This is a genomic window from Hyphomicrobium sp. MC1 (genome assembly GCF_000253295.1).
Taxonomy (GTDB): Bacteria; Pseudomonadota; Alphaproteobacteria; order Rhizobiales; family Hyphomicrobiaceae; genus Hyphomicrobium_B.
Map to the genome: position 1 here is coordinate 708252 of NC_015717.1, position 18779 is coordinate 727030.

At 60.8% G+C, this 18779-nt stretch carries 17 protein-coding genes; 10 read left to right on the forward strand and 7 right to left on the reverse strand.

Features of this window, described 5'->3' with window-relative positions; all coding sequences use genetic code 11:
• Window positions 1-9: 9 nt before the first annotated feature.
• The 4 genes from otnI to HYPMC_RS03325 form a co-directional block, all read right to left on the reverse strand.
• Window positions 10-798 carry a 2-oxo-tetronate isomerase gene (gene otnI, locus HYPMC_RS03310; RefSeq protein ID WP_013946366.1) on the reverse strand — a complete coding sequence of 263 codons (789 nt, stop codon included), beginning with the start codon at window positions 796-798 and terminating at the stop codon, window positions 10-12.
• Between the two features lie 17 nt (window positions 799-815).
• On the reverse strand, window positions 816-1784 hold the full coding sequence (gene lipA, locus HYPMC_RS03315; protein WP_029670840.1) for a lipoyl synthase: 969 nt from the start codon (window positions 1782-1784) through the stop codon (window positions 816-818).
• A 156-nt stretch (window positions 1785-1940) separates the two neighbouring features.
• On the reverse strand, window positions 1941-3104 hold the full coding sequence (locus HYPMC_RS03320) for a L,D-transpeptidase (protein ID WP_013946368.1): 1164 nt from the start codon (window positions 3102-3104) through the stop codon (window positions 1941-1943).
• A gap of 456 nt (window positions 3105-3560) precedes the next feature.
• A complete protein-coding gene (locus HYPMC_RS03325; protein ID WP_013946370.1) occupies window positions 3561-3818 on the reverse strand; it encodes a hypothetical protein in 258 nt (85 codons plus the stop codon).
• Window positions 3819-3977: 159 nt separating this feature from the next.
• Between HYPMC_RS03325 and HYPMC_RS03330 the strand changes: the two genes are divergently transcribed.
• The 3 genes from HYPMC_RS03330 to HYPMC_RS03340 are packed head-to-tail and all read left to right on the forward strand — an operon-like array spanning window position 3978 to window position 7223.
• Window positions 3978-4403 (forward strand): cupin domain-containing protein, encoded by a 426-nt coding sequence (locus HYPMC_RS03330; protein WP_024275394.1) that lies wholly within the window; start codon window positions 3978-3980, stop codon window positions 4401-4403.
• A gap of 50 nt (window positions 4404-4453) precedes the next feature.
• The gene (ggt, locus tag HYPMC_RS03335; protein ID WP_013946372.1) at window positions 4454-6199 is read left to right on the forward strand and encodes a gamma-glutamyltransferase; all 1746 of its coding nucleotides are present in this window, start codon (window positions 4454-4456) and stop codon (window positions 6197-6199) included.
• 25 nt (window positions 6200-6224) lie between these two features.
• Window positions 6225-7223 (forward strand): FAD-dependent oxidoreductase, encoded by a 999-nt coding sequence (locus HYPMC_RS03340; RefSeq protein WP_013946373.1) that lies wholly within the window; start codon window positions 6225-6227, stop codon window positions 7221-7223.
• Here HYPMC_RS03340 and HYPMC_RS03345 read toward each other — a convergent pair.
• Entirely contained in the window at window positions 7182-10625 is a 3444-nt protein-coding gene (locus tag HYPMC_RS03345) for an acyl-[ACP]--phospholipid O-acyltransferase (RefSeq protein ID WP_013946374.1), read from the reverse strand. The genes HYPMC_RS03340 and HYPMC_RS03345 overlap by 42 nt on opposite strands.
• Window positions 10626-10792: 167 nt before the next feature.
• Here HYPMC_RS03345 and thiS point away from each other — a divergent pair, with 167 nt between their 5' ends.
• From thiS to HYPMC_RS03380, 7 genes are all read left to right on the forward strand, one after another.
• Entirely contained in the window at window positions 10793-11011 is a 219-nt protein-coding gene (gene thiS, locus HYPMC_RS03350) for a sulfur carrier protein ThiS (protein ID WP_013946375.1), read from the forward strand.
• A 33-nt stretch (window positions 11012-11044) separates the two neighbouring features.
• On the forward strand, window positions 11045-11860 hold the full coding sequence (locus HYPMC_RS03355) for a thiazole synthase (RefSeq protein WP_013946376.1): 816 nt from the start codon (window positions 11045-11047) through the stop codon (window positions 11858-11860).
• 28 nt (window positions 11861-11888) lie between these two features.
• Window positions 11889-12491: a thiamine phosphate synthase gene (locus HYPMC_RS03360; RefSeq protein ID WP_013946377.1), complete on the forward strand. Its 603-nt coding sequence runs from the start codon at window positions 11889-11891 to the stop codon at window positions 12489-12491.
• A gap of 121 nt (window positions 12492-12612) precedes the next feature.
• On the forward strand, window positions 12613-13665 hold the full coding sequence (locus tag HYPMC_RS03365) for a CHAD domain-containing protein (protein WP_013946378.1): 1053 nt from the start codon (window positions 12613-12615) through the stop codon (window positions 13663-13665).
• 40 nt (window positions 13666-13705) lie between these two features.
• The gene (hemH, locus tag HYPMC_RS03370) at window positions 13706-14767 is read left to right on the forward strand and encodes a ferrochelatase (RefSeq protein ID WP_013946379.1); all 1062 of its coding nucleotides are present in this window, start codon (window positions 13706-13708) and stop codon (window positions 14765-14767) included.
• Window positions 14768-14943: 176 nt separating this feature from the next.
• The gene (locus HYPMC_RS03375) at window positions 14944-15924 is read left to right on the forward strand and encodes an SPFH domain-containing protein (RefSeq protein ID WP_013946380.1); all 981 of its coding nucleotides are present in this window, start codon (window positions 14944-14946) and stop codon (window positions 15922-15924) included.
• 36 nt (window positions 15925-15960) lie between these two features.
• Window positions 15961-16413: an NfeD family protein gene (locus tag HYPMC_RS03380; protein ID WP_024275399.1), complete on the forward strand. Its 453-nt coding sequence runs from the start codon at window positions 15961-15963 to the stop codon at window positions 16411-16413.
• Between the two features lie 13 nt (window positions 16414-16426).
• Here HYPMC_RS03380 and HYPMC_RS03385 read toward each other — a convergent pair whose 3' ends face one another.
• Together HYPMC_RS03385 and galU are read right to left on the reverse strand one after the other, a co-directional pair.
• Window positions 16427-17458 carry an SIS domain-containing protein gene (locus tag HYPMC_RS03385; protein WP_013946382.1) on the reverse strand — a complete coding sequence of 344 codons (1032 nt, stop codon included), beginning with the start codon at window positions 17456-17458 and terminating at the stop codon, window positions 16427-16429.
• Between the two features lie 301 nt (window positions 17459-17759).
• The gene (gene galU, locus HYPMC_RS03390; protein ID WP_013946383.1) at window positions 17760-18656 is read right to left on the reverse strand and encodes a UTP--glucose-1-phosphate uridylyltransferase GalU; all 897 of its coding nucleotides are present in this window, start codon (window positions 18654-18656) and stop codon (window positions 17760-17762) included.
• Window positions 18657-18779 lie beyond the last annotated feature (123 nt).

Consider the following 18779-nt stretch of genomic DNA (forward strand, 5'->3'; position numbering starts at 1 on the left):
CGGTCCTGCTTAGCCGACGTGCGGTTTCAACGCGCGAAGCCACGCCAAGCTCTCGAAGGTCGTCGTGCGGGGGCGGTATTCGCAGCCAATCCAGCCGGTATAGCCGACGCTGTCGAGATGCTTGAAGATGAACGGATAGTTGATCTCGCCGGTGCCGGGTTCATGGCGGCCTGGCGTATCGGCGATCTGCACGTGGGCAATCATCTTCAGGTATTTGTCGATGGTCGGGGTAAGATCGCCTTCCATGATCTGCATGTGGTAGACGTCGTACTGCAGGCGGAGGTTTTCTGCTTCCACGCTTTCGACGATGTCGGCGGCCTTCGCCGTGGTGTCAAGAAAGTAGCCCGGAACGTCGCGGGTGTTGATGGCTTCGATCAGGAGCGTGATGCCGTTGTCGGCCAACACATGCGCGGCATGGCGCAGGTTCTCGACATAGGTCTTACGCATGGCGCGTATTTCGCCGCCGACGGGGACGACCCCCGCGAGGCAATGAAGCTGTTTGCAGCCGAGGGTCGTCGCGTATTTCGCCGCGCGGGCAACGCTGTCGTGGAATTCGCCGACAAGGTTCGGATAGATCGCGAGGCCGCGTTCTCCGGCTGACCAGTTGCCGGCGGGAAGATTGAAAAGGGCGAGTTGCAACCCGTTGGCTTTGAGGCGGGCGCGGATATCCTCGGCTTCGAAGTCATAGGGAAACATGAATTCCACGGCATCGAAACCCGCTGCTGCGGCGGCCTCGAAGCGATCGAGAAACGGCAGCTCGTTGAACAGCAGCGACAGGTTGGCCGCAAACTTCGGCATTGGTTTCTCTATTCGGGCTAAGGCGAGACGCGGGCGCGGTGGGCCGCTTTGAGGCGGCGGAAATCATCGCCTGCGTGGAATGACGACCGTGTAAGCGGCGAGGCGGCGACGAGCAGAAAACCTTTGGCGCGTCCGACTTGTTCGAGACCGGCAAACTCATCCGGCGGGACGTAGCGCTTGACCTCGGCGTGCTTGCGCGTCGGTTGCAGGTATTGTCCGACCGTCAGGAAATCGACGTCGGCGGAACGCAGATCGTCCATGACCTGTAGAACGTCTTCGCGTGTTTCGCCAAGGCCTACCATGATGCCCGATTTGGTGAAGACACTCTGGTCGAGTTCCTTCGCCCGCTGCAGCAGCCGCAGCGAATGGAAATAGCGCGCGCCGGGGCGAATTTTCAAATAGAGGCCCGGTACGGTTTCGAGGTTGTGATTGAAGACGTCCGGGCGGGCTTCGATGACGACTTCAAGTGCGCCGTCCTTGCGCAGAAAATCCGGCGTCAGAACTTCGATGGTCGTCTCGGGAGATGCCGTGCGGATGGCACGGATCGTTGCGGCGAAATGGGCCGCGCCGCCGTCGCTCAGGTCGTCGCGATCGACTGACGTGACGACGATGTGCTCAAGGGCGAGTTTGGCGACGGCATCAGCGACGCGCGTCGGTTCGTCAGGATCGAGCGCGGAGGGCAATCCCGTTGCGACGTTGCAGAACGCGCAGGCGCGCGTGCAGACGCCACCCATGATCATCATCGTGGCATGGCGTTTCTGCCAGCAGTCGCCGATGTTGGGGCAGGCGGCTTCTTCACAGACGGTGTGCAGGCGATGGCCGCGGACAATCGAGCGGGTTTCGTCGTAGCCCGCCGAGCCGGGGGCGCGCACGCGTAGCCAGTTCGGCTTGGGCAGCGCCGGGGTATCGGTGTGCGAAGCTTTCTCGGGATGGCGCGGACGTGGCGGCATGCCGACGGTATCGAGCAGAGTGGTCAAGGTCGCCATCTGTCCAACTGAAGGTTGGCCGAGCATAGCCGCCGTGGCGGTCAGATTGCAACAAGACCTAGGGCTAGGCTGACCGGCGACAGACGCGGGGAAGGATAATAAAAAGGGCGGCTCGTGGGAGCCGCCCTCGCATTTCCAAGGCCGGATCGTGGCGGCTTATTGCACGCGAACCGATGCCTGCTGGACATGAGCAATTTCGCTGCTCGAAACCGATGCCTTAGTGGCACGAGGCGTCGCGTCGGATGCCCGTGTCGCAGCTGTCGGCTTGACAGGGTCGGGAACTGCAACCGTCGGGTCCGTGGACGGATCGGAAGCCGAGGGGACTTTCGCGACAGCAGCGGCCGTCGGCTTCTTTTTGGCGGCCGAGGCGTTCGTTGCTTTCTTCTTCGGCGCGTCGGTCGGGGCTTGCTCTTCAATTACGGCGCGCGCTTCGTGAACCTTCTTTGCGGGCCTTTCCGCTTCGGCCTTCTTCTCGGGCACGAAATCGTCATCGTCCTTCGTGGCGTCGCGCGCGTTCTGCTGATCGTTCTGCGGCTCCGGTTCAGAGGCGGAAGCGGTCGCAACCGGCTTCTTCGGCTCGTCCCAGAAGAACAGGCTTTCGATGCCGCCGCCCGTCGATTGCTTGGCGGCCGTCTGCTCGGGCTGTTGGCTTTGGGCGGGCGCCGCTGCTGCGGCTCGCGGGTTCGAGTCCTTGTCGGTATAGCGCGGCAGGTTGCTGCCATCCGAGATGGTCTGCGTCTTGAACTGCTGCCACGTGACCGTCACGCGCGTTCCGACCGGCACGCGCGGATAAAGGTCCAGCACGTCCTGGTTCGTCATGCGGATGCAGCCGTGCGAAACGGCCTGGCCGATGGTCCACGGCGCGTCGGTGCCGTGAATGCGATAGGCGCTGGAGCCCAGATACATAGCGCGAATGCCGAGCGGGTTCATGGGATGGCCGCCCGGTACCCAACGCGGCAGGCGCGGGTTGTTGCGGACCATGTCGGGGGTCGGCGTCCACGGTGGGTTGACGCGCTTTGAAGAGACTTTGGTAACGCCTTGCCAGCGGGCTTCACCGGTCGGGATGGCGACCGGGTAGGTCAGCGCAACGCCCGGCTTCATGATCCAGTAGAGGCGGCGATCGGAGAACGAGACAATGATCTGGCCCGGCTTATATTGCGGGTCGAACGAGACGACGCTGCGGCCACCGCCATATTCGGGGCTGCCACCCCAGAGAAAATCGACGAGATCCTCGGCTTTGGCCGAAGACGCGGAAACCAGTCCGCCAGCCATGATGAGGGCGGCGAGAGCTAATCCGCTGAGGCGACGTGGCAGATTCATCGGGGGGATGCTCCGGTTTGGCAACAATAGTTAACAATGCACAGAACGGGTGATCATCCTGTGCGCCGAATTATGAAGAGCGGGTATAGTTCAGGACCGTTTTTATCGGCAGAGCAGGGAAGTCACAGTGGGGCGCCGATTGTGCTCGGATCGCTGACTTTCCAAGAGTTTTCGAAATTTTCGCACTGCGTGTTGCGGTTCGATGACGGGGGCAGACGATGTTCGTTCTTTGTCTGAACCAGTGCCGGCTTCGACAGGGCTGTGGTGGGAACAAAATAGGAATATCGGCCGCGTTGTGCCGCGTCCGTTTTCGAGACGATCGTTCAGCATGGATTGCGGGTGTGCGGAAACACTGCAGCTGCGGCCGTGACTCGTAGGGGCTCAGACATCATCGCGCGAAACAGGCCGACGGAATTTGGCCGCGCGATGATGTTGGTCAGCCCTGCTATCGAGAGCTTAGTTGCAGGCGTTCTGCCAGGAGGTGCACTGGGTGCCGAATGTGCCAGGCACACATTTGGTGTGAACCGGGCCTTTGCCGGTGCGGCCCTTGCCCTCGATGATGTTCGCGAGACCGTGGGTCGACATGATAACGGCGAGGTCGTGGGTCAGGCCATCGCCGACCGCTGCAACTCTGACGCAACTGCCGGCCTGAGCCGTTACGGAAAGCGCACACGTTACTGCAGCCACTGCAAACCCGAGTTTCAATGAGCGCATTTGCCCCTCCAGATCGAAATGGTCTCCCCGGCCGGAAACTAGCGGGTGCACATTCGAAAGACAGCCACTGTCAAAGCGCCATAAACAAGGGAATTGCGCCGCGTGCCGGATTTGCCACTGCGGGGCACTGTCGAGACCAGGAAACTCGAGGTTCTATTCATGAGCGAAAAGCAGGAAGCTTCGGCGACGGGCCGTTTCGATATCGCCGAGGTCGCTGCGTCGTTTCCCGGGACGGCTGCGACTCTGCTCGTCGACCGTTACCTCACGAACAGGGAGGCTGCGAGCGCGCGGGTTTTCCGCGTCTACAAGCCGACGCCGCCGCATTATCACGCCACGTGCGACGAGTATCTTTACGTGTTTTCCGGTCGCGGCACGTTCTGGATGAAAGATCCGGCGACGATTGCGGAATTCCGTCCCGGTCAGCTATTATTCTTTGAAAAGGGGACGGTCCATGCGCTCCCCGATATCCTTGAAGGACCAGTGGTATTTCTTTCGGTCGATACGCCGCGGCGCGATCCCAAGGATATCATCTTCGTCAACCCTGAAGACGGAACGCCCGAGAGTTTCATCCAGCAAAGCTATTGATCTCCGCACGCGCTTTGGGCCGGGTGCGGCACACCCTCCCCGGAGATGGAATGACGTTTCGAATTTTACTCGCCGCTTCGTGTCTGCTTGTCGCTACCGTAGCGTCGGCGCAGGAATTTCGGCCGCCGCCTGAGGCAGCATCGGGAACAACCGAGAAAGCACTCGTTACCGCCAAACGGCATATGATCGCTGCGGCAGAGCCGCTGGCGGCGGAGACCGGCCGCGAGATTCTGCGTCGCGGCGGGTCCGCGGTCGATGCTGCAATCGCGGCTGAGATGGTGCTTGGGCTGGTCGAGCCGCAGTCGTCGGGGCTCGGCGGCGGGGCTTTCATCACGTACTGGGATGCGAAGACGCGTTCGGTCACGATGTACGACGGACGCGAAACGGCGCCTGCCGCCGCGAAGCCGGACCGCTTCCTGACCAAAGACGGCAAGCCGATGGCCTTCGAAGATGCCGTTTTGTCGGGCCTGAGCGTCGGCGTGCCGGGCGTGTTGCGCGCTCTTTATGTGGCGCATGAAAAGCACGGCAAGCTGCCGTGGAAGGATTTGTTTGATCCGGCGATCAAGCTTGCGGAGAACGGCTTTCACGTTTCGCCGCGGCTTGCTGTTCTGCTTGCGAAAGATGACCCGCAAAACTTTGCGCCGGAAGCGCGCGCTTACTTTTACGAAGGCGGAACGCGCTCGCGTGCGGAAGGCGAATTGCTGAAGAACCCGGCATATGCCGCAACGCTTCGCCTGATCGCGGATAAGGGGCCGGAGGCTTTTTATTCCGGCGATATTGCCAATGCGATCGTTGCGGCTGTGCAAGGCGCGACAAGCATCAAAGGCGATATGACCGCCGCCGATCTCGCTTCGTACACCGCGCCGGAGCGGCCGCCGGTTTGTGTCGATTATCGCGGGCGTAAGGTCTGCGGGATGGGGCCCCCGTCGTCGGGCGGGTTGACGGTCGGCGCGGTGCTGAAGCTCATCGAACCGTTCCCGCAAGTGCAAGGTCCGGCTGCGGCGATGACCGCGCCAGCGCTGCACATCATCTCGGAAGCTGAAAAGCTCGCTTATGCCGATCGCAACCGCTACATCGGCGATCCCGAGCGCATTCCTGTTCCCTCGGGTTTGCTCGACGATGGCTACCTCGCCGAGCGGCGGAAGCTGATCGATCCGAAGAGAGCGATGGAGAAAGCCGAGCCGGGTCTGCCGCCGGGACTCGCGAAGAAGACATTCGGCGTCGATGCGACGTATGAGGTGCCCGGCACGACGCAGATGTCGATCATCGACGATGACGGCAATGCGTTCTCGATGACGGCGACCATCGAGAGCGCGTTCGGTTCGCATCTGTGGGCGAAGGGATTCCTGCTCAACAACGAGCTGACGGATTTTTCGTTCAAGCCTGTCGACGATCATGGCGTGGCGGTCGCTAACGCCGTTGAAGGCGGAAAGCGTCCGCGTAGCTCGATGGCGCCGACGATCGTGTTAAGCGCGGACGGGAATCCGGAGATTGTGACCGGCTCGCCTGGTGGGTCGCAGATCATTCTCTATGTCGTGAAGACGCTCGTTGCGATGATCGATTGGGATATGAACGCGCAACAGGCGGCGTCTCTGACCAACTTCGGCAGCCAGGGCGGACCGGTATTGATCGAATATTCGCAGCCGATCCTTTGGCCCGCTTATGAACTTACGCTATACGGTCAGGCCGTCTCTGGCGCGACGATGACGTCGGGCGTCAATACGGTTGCGCGAGATGGCGCTTTGCTCGAAGGCGGTGCAGATCCGCGCCGCGAAGGTGTAGCGCTCGGCGATTGAGAGACAGCAGCAGGCAGCTTTAGACGTGAGCAATTCGACCATCACCGTCGTCGGTGCAGGCATTTTCGGCCTTTGGCAAGCTTATACGCTGGCCAAAGCCGGCTATCGCATTCGCCTCATTGAGGAAAGTGACGCGCCGTTTGCTCAGGCATCGAGCCGGTGGGCGGGCGCAATGATCGCGCCGGAATGCGAGGCGGAAGGCGCGCCGCCGATCGTTCGCGATCTCGGTCGCGAGGCGTTGAAGATCTGGCGCGATATGTATCCGGCGACGATCGACAACGGCACGCTCGTCGTCGCGCATGCGCGCGACGCAGGAGATCTGGCGCGCTTCCAAAACATGACCGAGGGACATGACCTCGTAGGTGCGGCGCGCATCGGCGAACTCGAATCTGCGCTCGCGGGGCGGTTCGAGCGGGGGCTTTATTTTGAAGCGGAATCGCATCTCGATGCGCGGAAGGCGCTCGGCTGGCTTCTCAGTCAAGTTCAAGCTCTGGGCGGTGAGGTTCATTTAGGTGCGCCGTGGGACGGTGACGCAGACGGCGTTGTCGTTGATTGCCGGGGCATCGGCGCGCAGCGTGATCTCAAGGCGTTGCGCGGCGTGCGTGGTGAGCGCGTGCTGATCGCAACTCCAGACGTGTCGCTCGCGCGGCCCGTGCGGCTGCTGCATCCGCGGCAGCCGATCTACATCGTGCCACAAGGCGACGGACGATTTGTGGTCGGCGCGAGCGTGGTCGAGCGCGAGGACGATGGACCGATGACGCTCAAATCGGCGCTCGATCTTCTAGGCTCCGCCTATGCACTGCATCCGGCGTTTGGCGAAGCCTCGGTATTGGAAATGGGCGCAGGCATTCGGCCGTCGTTTCCCGACAACGTTCCGCGCATCGTCGTCGAAGACGGCGGCAAAGTTATCCGCGTCAACGGCGCGTACCGGCACGGGTTCCTACTGGCGCCGGCGCTCGCGCGCGAGGTGCTGGCTTACCTCTCAGACGGCCGGCGTGAGGGGCTTCTGTTCAGCGCCCCCTGACGTCGTCTGTTTTGCGGCAACGATCTCCTTGGCAAGCGCAAGGCTGGCGACATAATCGGGCTTGCCGGTGCCTAACAGTGGGATCTTGCTGACAACGAGAATTTCCGCCGGGACCATCAGCTCCGTCGTACCTTTCTGGCGAGCGAATTTCTGGAAATCTTCGCGCTTACATTTGGCGTCGGTTGTCAGCAGCACAAGGCGTTCGCCTTTGCGCTGATCGGGAAGCGCGACGACAACGGTCGTCTGTTGCGGCCAGAGTTCCGCGGCGAGCGCCTCGACGGCAGACAGCGAAATCATCTCGCCGCCGACCTTGGCGAAGCGCTTGGCGCGGCCCTTGATGAAGATGAAGCCCTGTGCGTCGATCTCGACGATGTCGCCGGTGTCATGCCAGCCTTCGGCCGGCGGTTCGAGGATACCGGGATTTTCCGCGCGATAATAGCCGAGCATGACGTTCGGGCCGCGGACGTAGAGGCGGCCGCCTTGCTCGATGCCGGGCACGGCTTCGAGCTTGTAGTCCATCAGTGGTGACATGCGCCCAACGCTGTGCGCCTTGTTCGCAAGTGGGGTGTTGAGCGCGAGGACAGGCGCAGTCTCGGTGACGCCGTAGCCTTCGAGAATGCGTACGCCGAAGCGGTCCATGTAAAGCTGGCGCGTGCGGTCCTTGATGGCTTCGGCACCGGCGACGACCAAGCGTACGCGGGCGAAGTCGTAAGGGTGGGCGACGCGGGCGTAGCCTGTCAGGAACGTATCGGTGCCGAACATGATCGTCGCGTTCGACTGATAGACGAGTTCCGGAATGATCCGATAGTGCAGAGGCGTTGGATAAAGAAAGATCGGCACGCCAGCGACGAGCGGCATCAGCACGCCTGCCGTCAGCCCGAACGAATGGAAGACGGGAAGAGCGTTGAAGACCTTATCGGTGCCATTGCATGCGACCCGCGTCAGTGTCTGTGCGCAGTTCGCGAGCAGATTGCGATGCGAAAGCACGACGCCCTTCGGCGTGCCTTCGGAGCCCGACGTGAACAGAATGGCGGCCGGAGCGTTGTAATCGACCGCCACCTGCGGGCGGGTGCCCTGCATCAGGCCCTTGACCTTGTCGGCGAAGGTGATCGTCGGGCGAATGTCTTCGAGATAAACGACGCGCACGACGCCTTCGAGAGCTTTGATCAGCGGTTCGAGATGTCCCTTTTCGACGAACACGCGCGACGTCAGAACGATGTCGACCTTCGCAGCCTTGCACGCCGAGACGACGTTTGCCGGGCCCGCAGAGAAGTTCAGCATCGCAGGGACGCGGCCGATCGTCTGCAGCGCGAAGAACGTGACGACGACGCCAGCCGAGTTCGGTAACAGGACGCCGACGGATGATCCGACGGGCGGCAGCATTGGCGCGATCTTGGCGCCCAGCACCTGTGCGCCGACAATCAGCTTTTTGTACGTGAGCTTGGTGCCGAGTGGATCTTCGATGGCGGCCTTGCCGGTGTCGCGGGTCTGATGGGCCAACACGAGTGCTTCGAATAGCGTCTGGTCGATCGGCGTCGTCAGCACGGCGGTGTCGGTCATGATGTCTTGCAGGGCCGCTCCCGCTGCCTGACGTCGGGCTTTGCCACGAAGGACCGGATCGATCTTGAGCCAGACGGGTGGCAGGATCGTCACCGTCGTTTTCGGGAACCAAGCTTTGCGTGTTTGCGCTTTGCTGAGGTAGCCGAAGTGCGAGCGTTCGAGACCATCGATGCGCACAGGGATAATCGGCGCGTCGGCCTTGTCGGCAATCATGGCGGTGCCGTCGTAGACCTTCATCAGGCCGCCGGTGACGGTCAGGCGACCTTCCGGAAAGATGACGATGGACGTTCCTTCTTTGACCGCGGTGATGAGGCCGCGCATGCCGAGCGGGCGTGTCGGGTCAATGGTGTAGAAACGCGTGAGCTTCAGGAACGGCTTTGCCCACCATGTTTGCGCAATCATCGTGTCAACGGCATAGGCCGTGTGCGACGGCACCAAGGCGTGCATGAGACCCGCATCGAGCAGGCTGACGTGGTTTGGCGCGATGATCGCGCGCTCGCCGGCCTTGGGAAGGTTTTCGCGGCCATGCACCTCGAGTCCAAAGAACGTCTTGAACAGGAACAGGCTGACGTCTTTCACCCCCTCGGCGCCCCACGCGCGGAGGACGAGCGCAACCACGACGATGTTGGCGAGGCCGAGGCCCGCATAAAGCGTGGCGACGGAAATTTTTTCGAACTGCAGAGCGGCGATCAGTAGGCCGACGACGGTCATAAACGCAGCCGAGAGGACGTTGCAGCCCGCGATGACGCGCGAGCGGTGATCGACCGGCGACCAAGCCTGCACCGCGGCAAACGCGGGCACGATGTAGAAGCCGCCCGCGATCGCGATGCCTGCGAGATCGATAAGCATGTGGAGTCCGCCGAGCGTCGTGAGCACGTCCCACGGCGTCATTGGCGTCGCGGCGGGCTGTGTTCTTGAAGCGAGCCAGGCGAGATCAAGCAGGAAAATGCCCATGAGCAGAGCGCCGATCGGAACGAGGGCGAGGTTCGGGCGGTTGGAGCTGGCGCGGGCGGCGACGACCGATCCGAAAGCGACGCCGACTGCGAATGTGAAAAGCGCCAACGTGTAAACGGAGGGGGCGCCGTTCAGCACCTGTGGAACGAGATTCTGCAACAGCGCGAGGACGCCTGCGCCGACGAGCCAGAACCATGAGGTGATCAGTGCGCCTTGCCAGATTCGTTTGTCGCTGCGCAGATCTTTCAGCAACGTGATTGTCGAGGTTGCGATGTTTCTGTCGATCTTGAGATCGGGCACGGATGACGGCGCGGGCGGGATCTGGCGTGCGGACAGCCAGCCCAGAACCGAAATGCAGATGATGGCGCAGGAGACCGCGATCAACTCGGCGTGGCTGCCGGAGGCGAAGTTGCCTCCGACGGTGCCGATCAAAATGGCGATAAACGTTGCGCCTTCGATCAAGGCGTTGCCAGATGGCAATTCCTTCACTTCGAGGTGTGATGGCAGCAGGCCGTATTTCACCGGGCCGAAAAAGGCGCTCAGGGTGCCGAACAGGATCAGCGCAACGAACAGCAATGGCACGGACGGGATCAGGAAGCCCGCGGCGGCAGCGACCGCAATTGGAATTTCGATCAACCGGACGCGCGCGGCGACTTTAGCCTTATCGAACTTGTCGGCCAGCTGGCCCGCGAGTGCAGAAAAGAGGAAGAACGGCAGCACGAGCGCGGCGCCTGCCAGTGTGCCCAACGCCGCGCCATTCTCCATCGCCAGCTTGTAGACGACGAGCATGGCCAACGCGTTCTTGAGCAGATTGTCGTTGAGCGCCGCCAGCAGCTGGCTCCAGAACAGCGGAGCGAAACGGCGCGACGACAACAGGCGGGCGAACATGTGCGGCGGTCCTTGTCCTGCGAAGCGGAGAGATGGAAGGGAGCAATGCGGCGGATTGGCGGGACCTTTTTGATCGATTTTGACGATATGAGGTAAAAAATCGGCATGCTCTCTGGTAAACGATGTTGAAATTCCCATGTCCGGCGATCAGGTCAGAAGATAGGGCGATGGTACAACACGAGGCCAGGATCGAACTGGTCGTCAACGGCCGAAAAACCGAAAGCGTGGCCCGTACGCTCGCAGCTCTGATCGAAGAGCAAGGGCTTGCCGGTGCCAAAGTCGCGACCGCGCTTAATGGCCAGTTCGTGCCCGAGGCGCGGCGTGCTACGACGGCGCTCGACGGCGGCGATCGGGTTGAGATCGTTTCCGCGCGCCAAGGTGGTTAGATCTGGGCGGCTAGATGAGGCCTTTGGGTCGATATGAACATTCGTGACGACAAGCTGCACACGGCGCAGAGCCTTTTGATCTACGGCGAGACGGTTGCATCGCGGCTTTTGCTTGGGACAGCAGGCTATCCGTCTCCAGCGATCCTGAAAGGTGCGGTTACGGCTTCGGCCGCGAGCGTCGTGACGGTGTCGCTGCGTCGCGAGGCGGCCGGCGGTAAGCTCGGTGAGCGGTTTCTCGAAATCATTCGCGACCTCGGCGTGCGCGTGCTGCCGAATACGGCCGGGTGCCGGACGGCGGGCGAGGCGATCACGACTGCGCAAATGGCGCGCGAGCTGTTCGACACGAATTGGATCAAGCTCGAAGTGATCGCGAACGACGACACGTTGCAGCCCGACGTCTTCGGATTGGTCGAGGCGGCGGGTGTGCTGACGCGCGACGGCTTCAAAGTGCTTCCGTATACGACGGAAGATCTTTCAGTTGCCGAGCGGCTGCAGCGCGCAGGATGCGAAGTCATCATGCCGTGGGGCGCGCCGATCGGCAGCGGACGCGGTTTGGCCAATGCTCCAGCGCTAAAGAGTTTGCGGGCTTATTTCCCTGACGTCACGCTCGTCGTCGATGCGGGTATCGGCGCGCCGTCGCACGCGGCATTAGCGATGGAGCTAGGCTACGACGCGGTGCTGCTCAATACGGCAGTCGCCAAGGCTGCCGATCCGGTGCGCATGGCGGCCGCTTTCGCAGCTGCGATTCAGGCGGGACGATTGGGATACGAAGCTGGTCTCATTCCGGCGCGTGATATGGCCGTGCCCTCAACGCCCGTCGCAGGCACGCCGTTTTTCGATCTCGATTGAGTAGCGGCGGTATCAGAGTTTTCTGCAGATGATCCTCGATCGCTTTTATCCCATCGTGCCGGATGTCGGCTGGCTTGAGCGCATCGTGCCGCTCGGTGTGACGTTCGTGCAGCTTCGGATCAAGGACGCGTCAGCAGCGGATATTGCGGCGCAAGCCAAACGTGCCAATGCGTTTTGCAAGGAGCGTAGCTGTACGCTTGTGCTCAACGACTATTGGGAAGCAGCGCTGGACGCGGGCGTCGGTTTTATCCATTTAGGACAGGACGATCTGCGCGACGCTGACCTCGAAGCCATCAAGCTTGCGGGGATCAAGCTCGGGATCTCGACGCACGATATTGTCGAACTCGATAACGCGCTGGCGGCCGAACCTGATTATGTGGCGCTCGGGCCGATCTATGAAACGAAGCTGAAGGCGATGGCTTGGGCTCCGCAAGGGCTTGATAAAATTAAGGAATGGCGGCGGAGGATCGGTGCATTGCCGCTCGTTGCAATCGGAGGTTTGACTCCGGAGCGCGCCGCCGGAGTATTAGAAGCCGGCGCCGACAGCCTTGCTGTGATTACGGATTTCTTTACAGCGCCGGATCCAGAGGCGCGGATCAAACTCTGGTTGCGACAGTTGCAAACTCGATAGACGGGCGAATTTCGTGTTAACCAGGACCTTGTCAGCGCACTCGTTTATGACAGTTTTGTGTGGTTCGAATTTACGCTAACGATTTCCCCGTCCTCGCCCGAGTTCAGAGCCGTTTCTGCGTATGCCGTATCGCTTCAAAACCCATGAGCCTGTTGAAAAAGGCTTTCGCCGGATTGCGCGCGAGCAGTTGGACGCCGCCTTGGCTGAACTCGCTGGGGTGGCTGTCGGACCTAAAAACGTCCACGAGTGCCGTAAGTCGCTGAAGCGGTTGCGCTCGCTCGTGCGGTTATCTGCCGATGCCATCGGCGACGATAAGGCTCGGCAGCGGAATAAGGCGCTGGGTGAGATTGCCAGACTGCTGTCAGCGCGCCGCGACCGCACCGTCATGCTGGAAACAATCAGCAAACTTTCGAACGATGTTGCGAATGCTGCGGCGTCGCTTGCGCCGCTGAAGTTGGCGCTGACGGCCGAGACGCCAGACGAGCCGGAAACGCTTGATCCCGATATTGCGCGCAGGGCGCAGCATCTGTTGGAGCGCGAAGCCGCAAAGTTCGCGAAGATGCCTTTCGGCAAGCGTGGCTTTGCTGCGCTCTCCCGGGGGCTTACGGAAAGCTATCGCAAAGGACGCAAGGCATCGAAGTATGCCTACGAAGAACCGACCGACGAGAATTTTCACGATCTGCGCAAGGCGGTGCAATGGCATTGGCGGCAGATGTCGCTTTTGTCGAAGGCGTGGCCCGATGAATTTGCCGTCAGGGCGCACGCGGCACGCGAACTTTCGCAGTTGCTCGGCGACGACCATGATCTGGCAGTACTGATTGCAGCGGCGGGCAAGTCTCCAGCGATGACCGATGAGCAGAAAGATGCTGCAGTAACTCTCTGTCGGCAGCAGCAGCAACTCTTGCGCGCCACAGCGGAATATCGCGCCAAACGACTCTTTGCCGAGAAGTCTGACGCTTTCGTTGGCCGCGTAGCATCCTATTGGCGCTGCAGCCGTTCGATCGATCCGCAGCTTGAAGTCCAGCCTGCGTCGGGCCAAGTAGGTGCTCAGGACGAAGCCGCGCCGGTTGCGGCGAAAGTCCGGGATCCGGCACCGGAACTACGGCCCGCTCCGGCAAAGCCGAGAATGGCCGCGAAAGACGAGACGCGTGCTCCGTCGCAGCGCCGGGCCTGATCCGGTCGGATCACAATAAATGCCGGCGTTGGGAGAGCGAATGAACGAGGTTCCGAAACAAGGTGATTTCGACAGTGAACGGACGGCGCTGCCGGGAGAGCATGCGCCTGTCGCGCTCGGGCGGATCGGCGTTCTGCTGCTCAACCTCGGCACGCCAGACGGTACGAGCTATTGGCCGATGCGGCGCTATCTCAAGGAGTTCCTCTCCGACGACCGAGTGATTGAGGAACCCAAATGGAAATGGTGGCCGATCCTCAACCTCATCATCCTCACGACCCGCCCGTCCCGCAAAGGTCGCGACTACGCGACGATCTGGAATAACGAAAAGAACGAAGGTCCGCTGAAGACGATCACGCGGAATCAGGCCGAACGGCTGGCGCAGCGGCTCGGCAACGATCCGCGTGTCATCGTCGATTGGGCGATGCGCTATGCCAATCCGACGACGGAAAGCCGGATCAGGGCGCTGAAGGAGCAAGGCTGCGACCGCATTCTGCTGGTCCCGCTTTATCCGCAGTATTCCGCGGCGACGACGGCAACAGCGAACGATCAGGCCTTCCGGGCGCTGATGAAGATGCGTTGGCAGCCGGCGATCCGGACGTCGCCCAGCTATCACGATCATCCGGCTTATATCGGGGCTCTGGCGACGTCGATGCGTGCGGAGCTTTCGAAGCTCGATTTTGAGCCCGAGAAAATCATCGCAACATTTCACGGTATGCCGGAGAAGTATTTCGCGGCGGGCGATCCTTATCATTGCCAATGCCAGAAAACGTCGCGGCTTTTGCGTGAGAAATTGGGAATTCCGGAAAGCCGGTGGCTGACGACATTCCAATCGCGTTTCGGTACCGATCCCTGGCTGCAGCCCTATACTGACAAGACTGTCGAAGCATTGGCGAAATCGGGTGTGAAAAAGATCGCGCTCGTTGCGCCGGGCTTTTCTGCCGATTGTCTCGAAACGCTTGAGGAACTTGATCGCGAGAACCGGCATATCTTCGAGTCGAACGGCGGAGAAAAATTCGCCTATTTGCCGGCTCTCAATGATAGTCCCGAAGGGGTGGACGTTATTGAAGTGGTCGTTCGGCGCGAACTGGCGGGATGGCTTTAGACACTGGAAAGTGGCCAATATTTCTTATTGGCCACTAATTCTTGTTCAATTTCCTGCTTTTTACTGCCATATATCGATATATTACCCAATATTTACCGAATGTTTGTTTCCGAGACTTAAACCTGACGCGCGAATTTCCCATTTTCATTTCGATTCGCTCGTGAGGGGAGGACGGCATGTCCGATTTCGGCGGTTTCGGTTTTTTTGGCTTTATTCTTTTGGCGGCTGCGATCTGGGGGCTTTGGTCGACTGTCAAAATCGTTCCGCAGGGCTCGAACTTCACGGTCGAGAACCTTGGCCGCTACACGCGGACGCTGGTTCCGGGAATGCATATTCTGATCCCCATCCTCGAAAAGGTGACGCACAGGCTGAACATGAAAGAACAGGTGATGGATATTCCTAGTCAGGATGTCATCACCCGCGACAATGCGATGGTGACGGTTGACGGCGTCGCCTTCTACCAGATCCTGAATGCGGCTAAGGCGGCCTATGAGGTCGATAATCTCGAACATTCCATCGTCAACTTGACGATGACGAACATCCGTACAGTGATGGGTTCGATGGATCTCGACGAACTGTTGTCGAACCGCGATCAGATCAATCACCGGCTGCTGCAAGTCGTGGACGCCGCCACCGAAACGTGGGGCGTGAAGGTGACGCGCATCGAGATCAAGGACATCGCGCCGCCGCGAGATCTCGTCGACAGCATGGCCCGGCAGATGAAGGCCGAGCGCGAGAAGCGCGCGCAGATCCTTGAATCCGAAGGTCTTCGCCAGGCGGCCATTCTGAAAGCCGAAGGCGAAAAGCAAGCCGTCGTTCTGGAAGCGGAGGGCCGACGCGAGGCTGCCTATCGTGATGCAGAAGCGCGCGAACGGTCGGCGGAAGCCGAAGCCAAGGCCACGAAAATGGTCTCCGACGCCATTGCGGGCGGAAACGTCCAGGCGATCAACTACTTCGTTGCAAACAATTATATGAAGGCGCTCGAAGCCTTGGCGAAGTCCCCGAACCAGAAGATCATTATGATGCCGCTGGAGGCATCGTCCGTCATCGGATCGCTCGGCGGTATTGCGCAGATTGCGGGCGAAGCGTTCGGCGGCGATGCTCCGAAGTCGTCGCCGTCGCGTACGCCGCGCTCCGGCTCGGTACCGACGACATAAGGCCAAGGCTTACTCGCAGAGGGAGCGATGGCGTCAATGGAAAGTCTTTCGTCACTGATCGGACAATTCGGGGCTTGGCTCTGGTTCGCGCTGGCCGTCGTTCTGTTCATTATGGAGTCGATCGTTCCCGGCGTGCACTTCGTATGGTTCGGATTGTCGGCCTCAATCGTTGGCGTTATCGGCCTGACGACGCCGCTCGCCTGGGAGTGGCAGCTTATTGCGTTCGCGCTGATCGCCATGGCGGCAGTGTTCTGGGTTCGGCACAAGAGCCGTGAAGAGTCGGCGCATCCTGACGTTGCCGATCTCAACATTCGCGGCGCGCAGTATATCGGCCGTATCGTGACGATTGAGGATGCGATCGTCAACGGACGCGGGAAGGTCCGGGTCGGCGACACCGTCTGGGTGGCGAAAGGCGAGGACGGCCCTAAGGGCGCGAATGTCAAAGTCACGGGCGCTGACGGCACGGTGCTCGTCGTTTCACGGGTTTGATGCGCCGCGGTTCCTAGGCGACGCCGACGCGCAGCAGATCGTGGACATGCACGATGCCCACCGGCTTTTGCTTGTCGACGACGAAGAGCGCCGTGATCCGCGAGGAATTGATGAGTTCCAGAGCGGCCGATGCCAGCAACGTCGGTGCAATGGTTTTGGGCTTGGCGGTCATGACGTCATTGACGCTGGCCAGAAGCAAGTCCGGCCCCATATGGCGACGCAAATCGCCATCGGTGATGACGCCGATGAGCTTGCCGTCGGCATCGGTGACACCGACGCAGCCGAAGCTTTTCGCCGTTATCGCAACAAGCGCCTCCGACATCGAAGCGCCACTCTCGATCAGCGGCATCCGCTCATTCTGGTGCATGACGTCGGAAACGTATTTGAGGTTAGCGCCGAGAGAGCCACCGGGATGGAAAATCTTGAAATCGTGGGCGGTGAAGCCGCGCGCGTCGAGAAGCGCGATGGCAAGGCTGTCGCCGAGGGCGAGCTGAATGGTCGTCGATGTCGTCGGCGCAAGGCCGTGGGGGCAGGCTTCCTTCACACGCGGCAGCTGCAGAACGACGTCCGCCTGTTTGCCAAGAGCAGAGTTTGCCTGCGATGTGATGGCGATGAGCGGTACCGCGAAGCGCCGCGAATACGTGATGATCGGTTTCAGTTCGACCGTTTCGCCCGACCAGGAAAACGCGACGATGATGTCGGACTTCGTGATCATGCCGAGATCGCCGTGGGAGGCTTCGCTCGGATGGACGAAGAACGCGGGCGTACCGGTCGATGCGAACGTCGCGGCAATCTTCTGGGCGACGTGGCCGCTCTTGCCGATACCCGTTACGATGACGCGGCCGTCGACGGCCTTCAGCCGGCTGACGGCTTCATCGAAAGCGGCGGAGAGGGGGCCAGCGATATCGTGCGCGACCTGGGCGAGCCCTTCGGCCGCGAGATTGAGTGTACGAAGGGCGGACGAAATCGGTGTCGTCTCGCCGGAGACAACGTCTGCTTCCTGTCGCTCAATTTCAGGTAGCTGGAATGGAATGACCCGTTGCATGCGCTTTATGTCCCCCGTTCGCCTGCCGCGTCTGCCTGAACATAAAGGACCCGGCGGCTTGGCGTTAACACTTTTCGCGTTCTAGCGCGGTCCATGCAAGTCCAGCGGCGCCGCAGCCGTGCATTAACCAAGTGTTTTCAGGGGAGGACGCGCCGCCGCGGGGGCTCAGCGAAGCCTTGCACTGTTGATGGCGGCCCATTGCGCCACCTTCTTCGTCTGTGGCGGCGCAATGGTAGCGAAGGTCGGCGTTCTCTGATTCGCGTCGGGAATTGCCCGGGAGGACACCCGGCAGACCGATCGCTCAGACGTTTGTGCCGATGAGACGCTTGAGCTCGCGTCGGAAGTCCTTTTCGAGGTCGTCGCGTTCGAGAGCGATGGCGACATTGGCGGTGAGGAAGCCAAGCTTGGAGCCGCAGTCGTAGATATCGCCGTCGAAACGCACGGCATGGAACGGCTGTCCGGCGCCGTTCATCATAGCGATCATGGAGTCCGTCAGCTGAATTTCGCCACCGGCGCCGCGCTCTTGCTTGGCGAGGAGATCGAATACTTCAGGCTGCAGGACGTAGCGGCCGGTAATGTGCAAATTGGACGGCGCCGTACCGGGCTTGGGCTTCTCGACCATTTCCGTGATTGCGGAGACTTTGGCCTTCACATCCTTGACGCCGACGATACCGTACTGGTGCGTCTGATCTTCGGGGACTGGCGCGACCGCGATCAGATTGCCGCCGGTTTGCGAATAGGCGTCGATCATGTCGGCGAGGCAGGACGTGCGTCCGTGGTGAAGCATGTCGGGCAGAAGCAACGCAAACGGTTCATTGCCAACAAGCTCGCGGGCGCACCAAACGGCATGGCCCAGCCCAAGCGGCGCCTGCTGACGCGTGAAGCTCGTTTGACCGGCTTGCGGCAGGTCGCGTTCGAGGGCCTCAAGCTCCTTTTTCTTGCCGCGCGTTGCGAGCGTCGCTTCAAGCTCGAACTGTTTATCGAAATGGTCTTCGATGACGCCCTTGTTCCGTCCAGTGACGAATATGAAATGCTCGATGCCGGCGGCGCGCGCCTCATCGACGACGTGCTGGAGCACAGGACGGTCGACGACCGTCAGCATTTCCTTCGGCACGGCCTTGGTTGCAGGCAGAAACCGGGTACCGAGACCGGCAACAGGAAATACGGCTTTGCGAATTGGTTTCTTGATGGCGTTCATCAGATGCTCCAAGTGCGCCGGCTCGCGCTCCAGGTTCAATTGTTTACGATTTTGGATTTAAGCGTGCCCGAAAGACGAAGTTGTCGCGCAGAAATGTGAATGAGTTATTTGCACAAAGCAGCG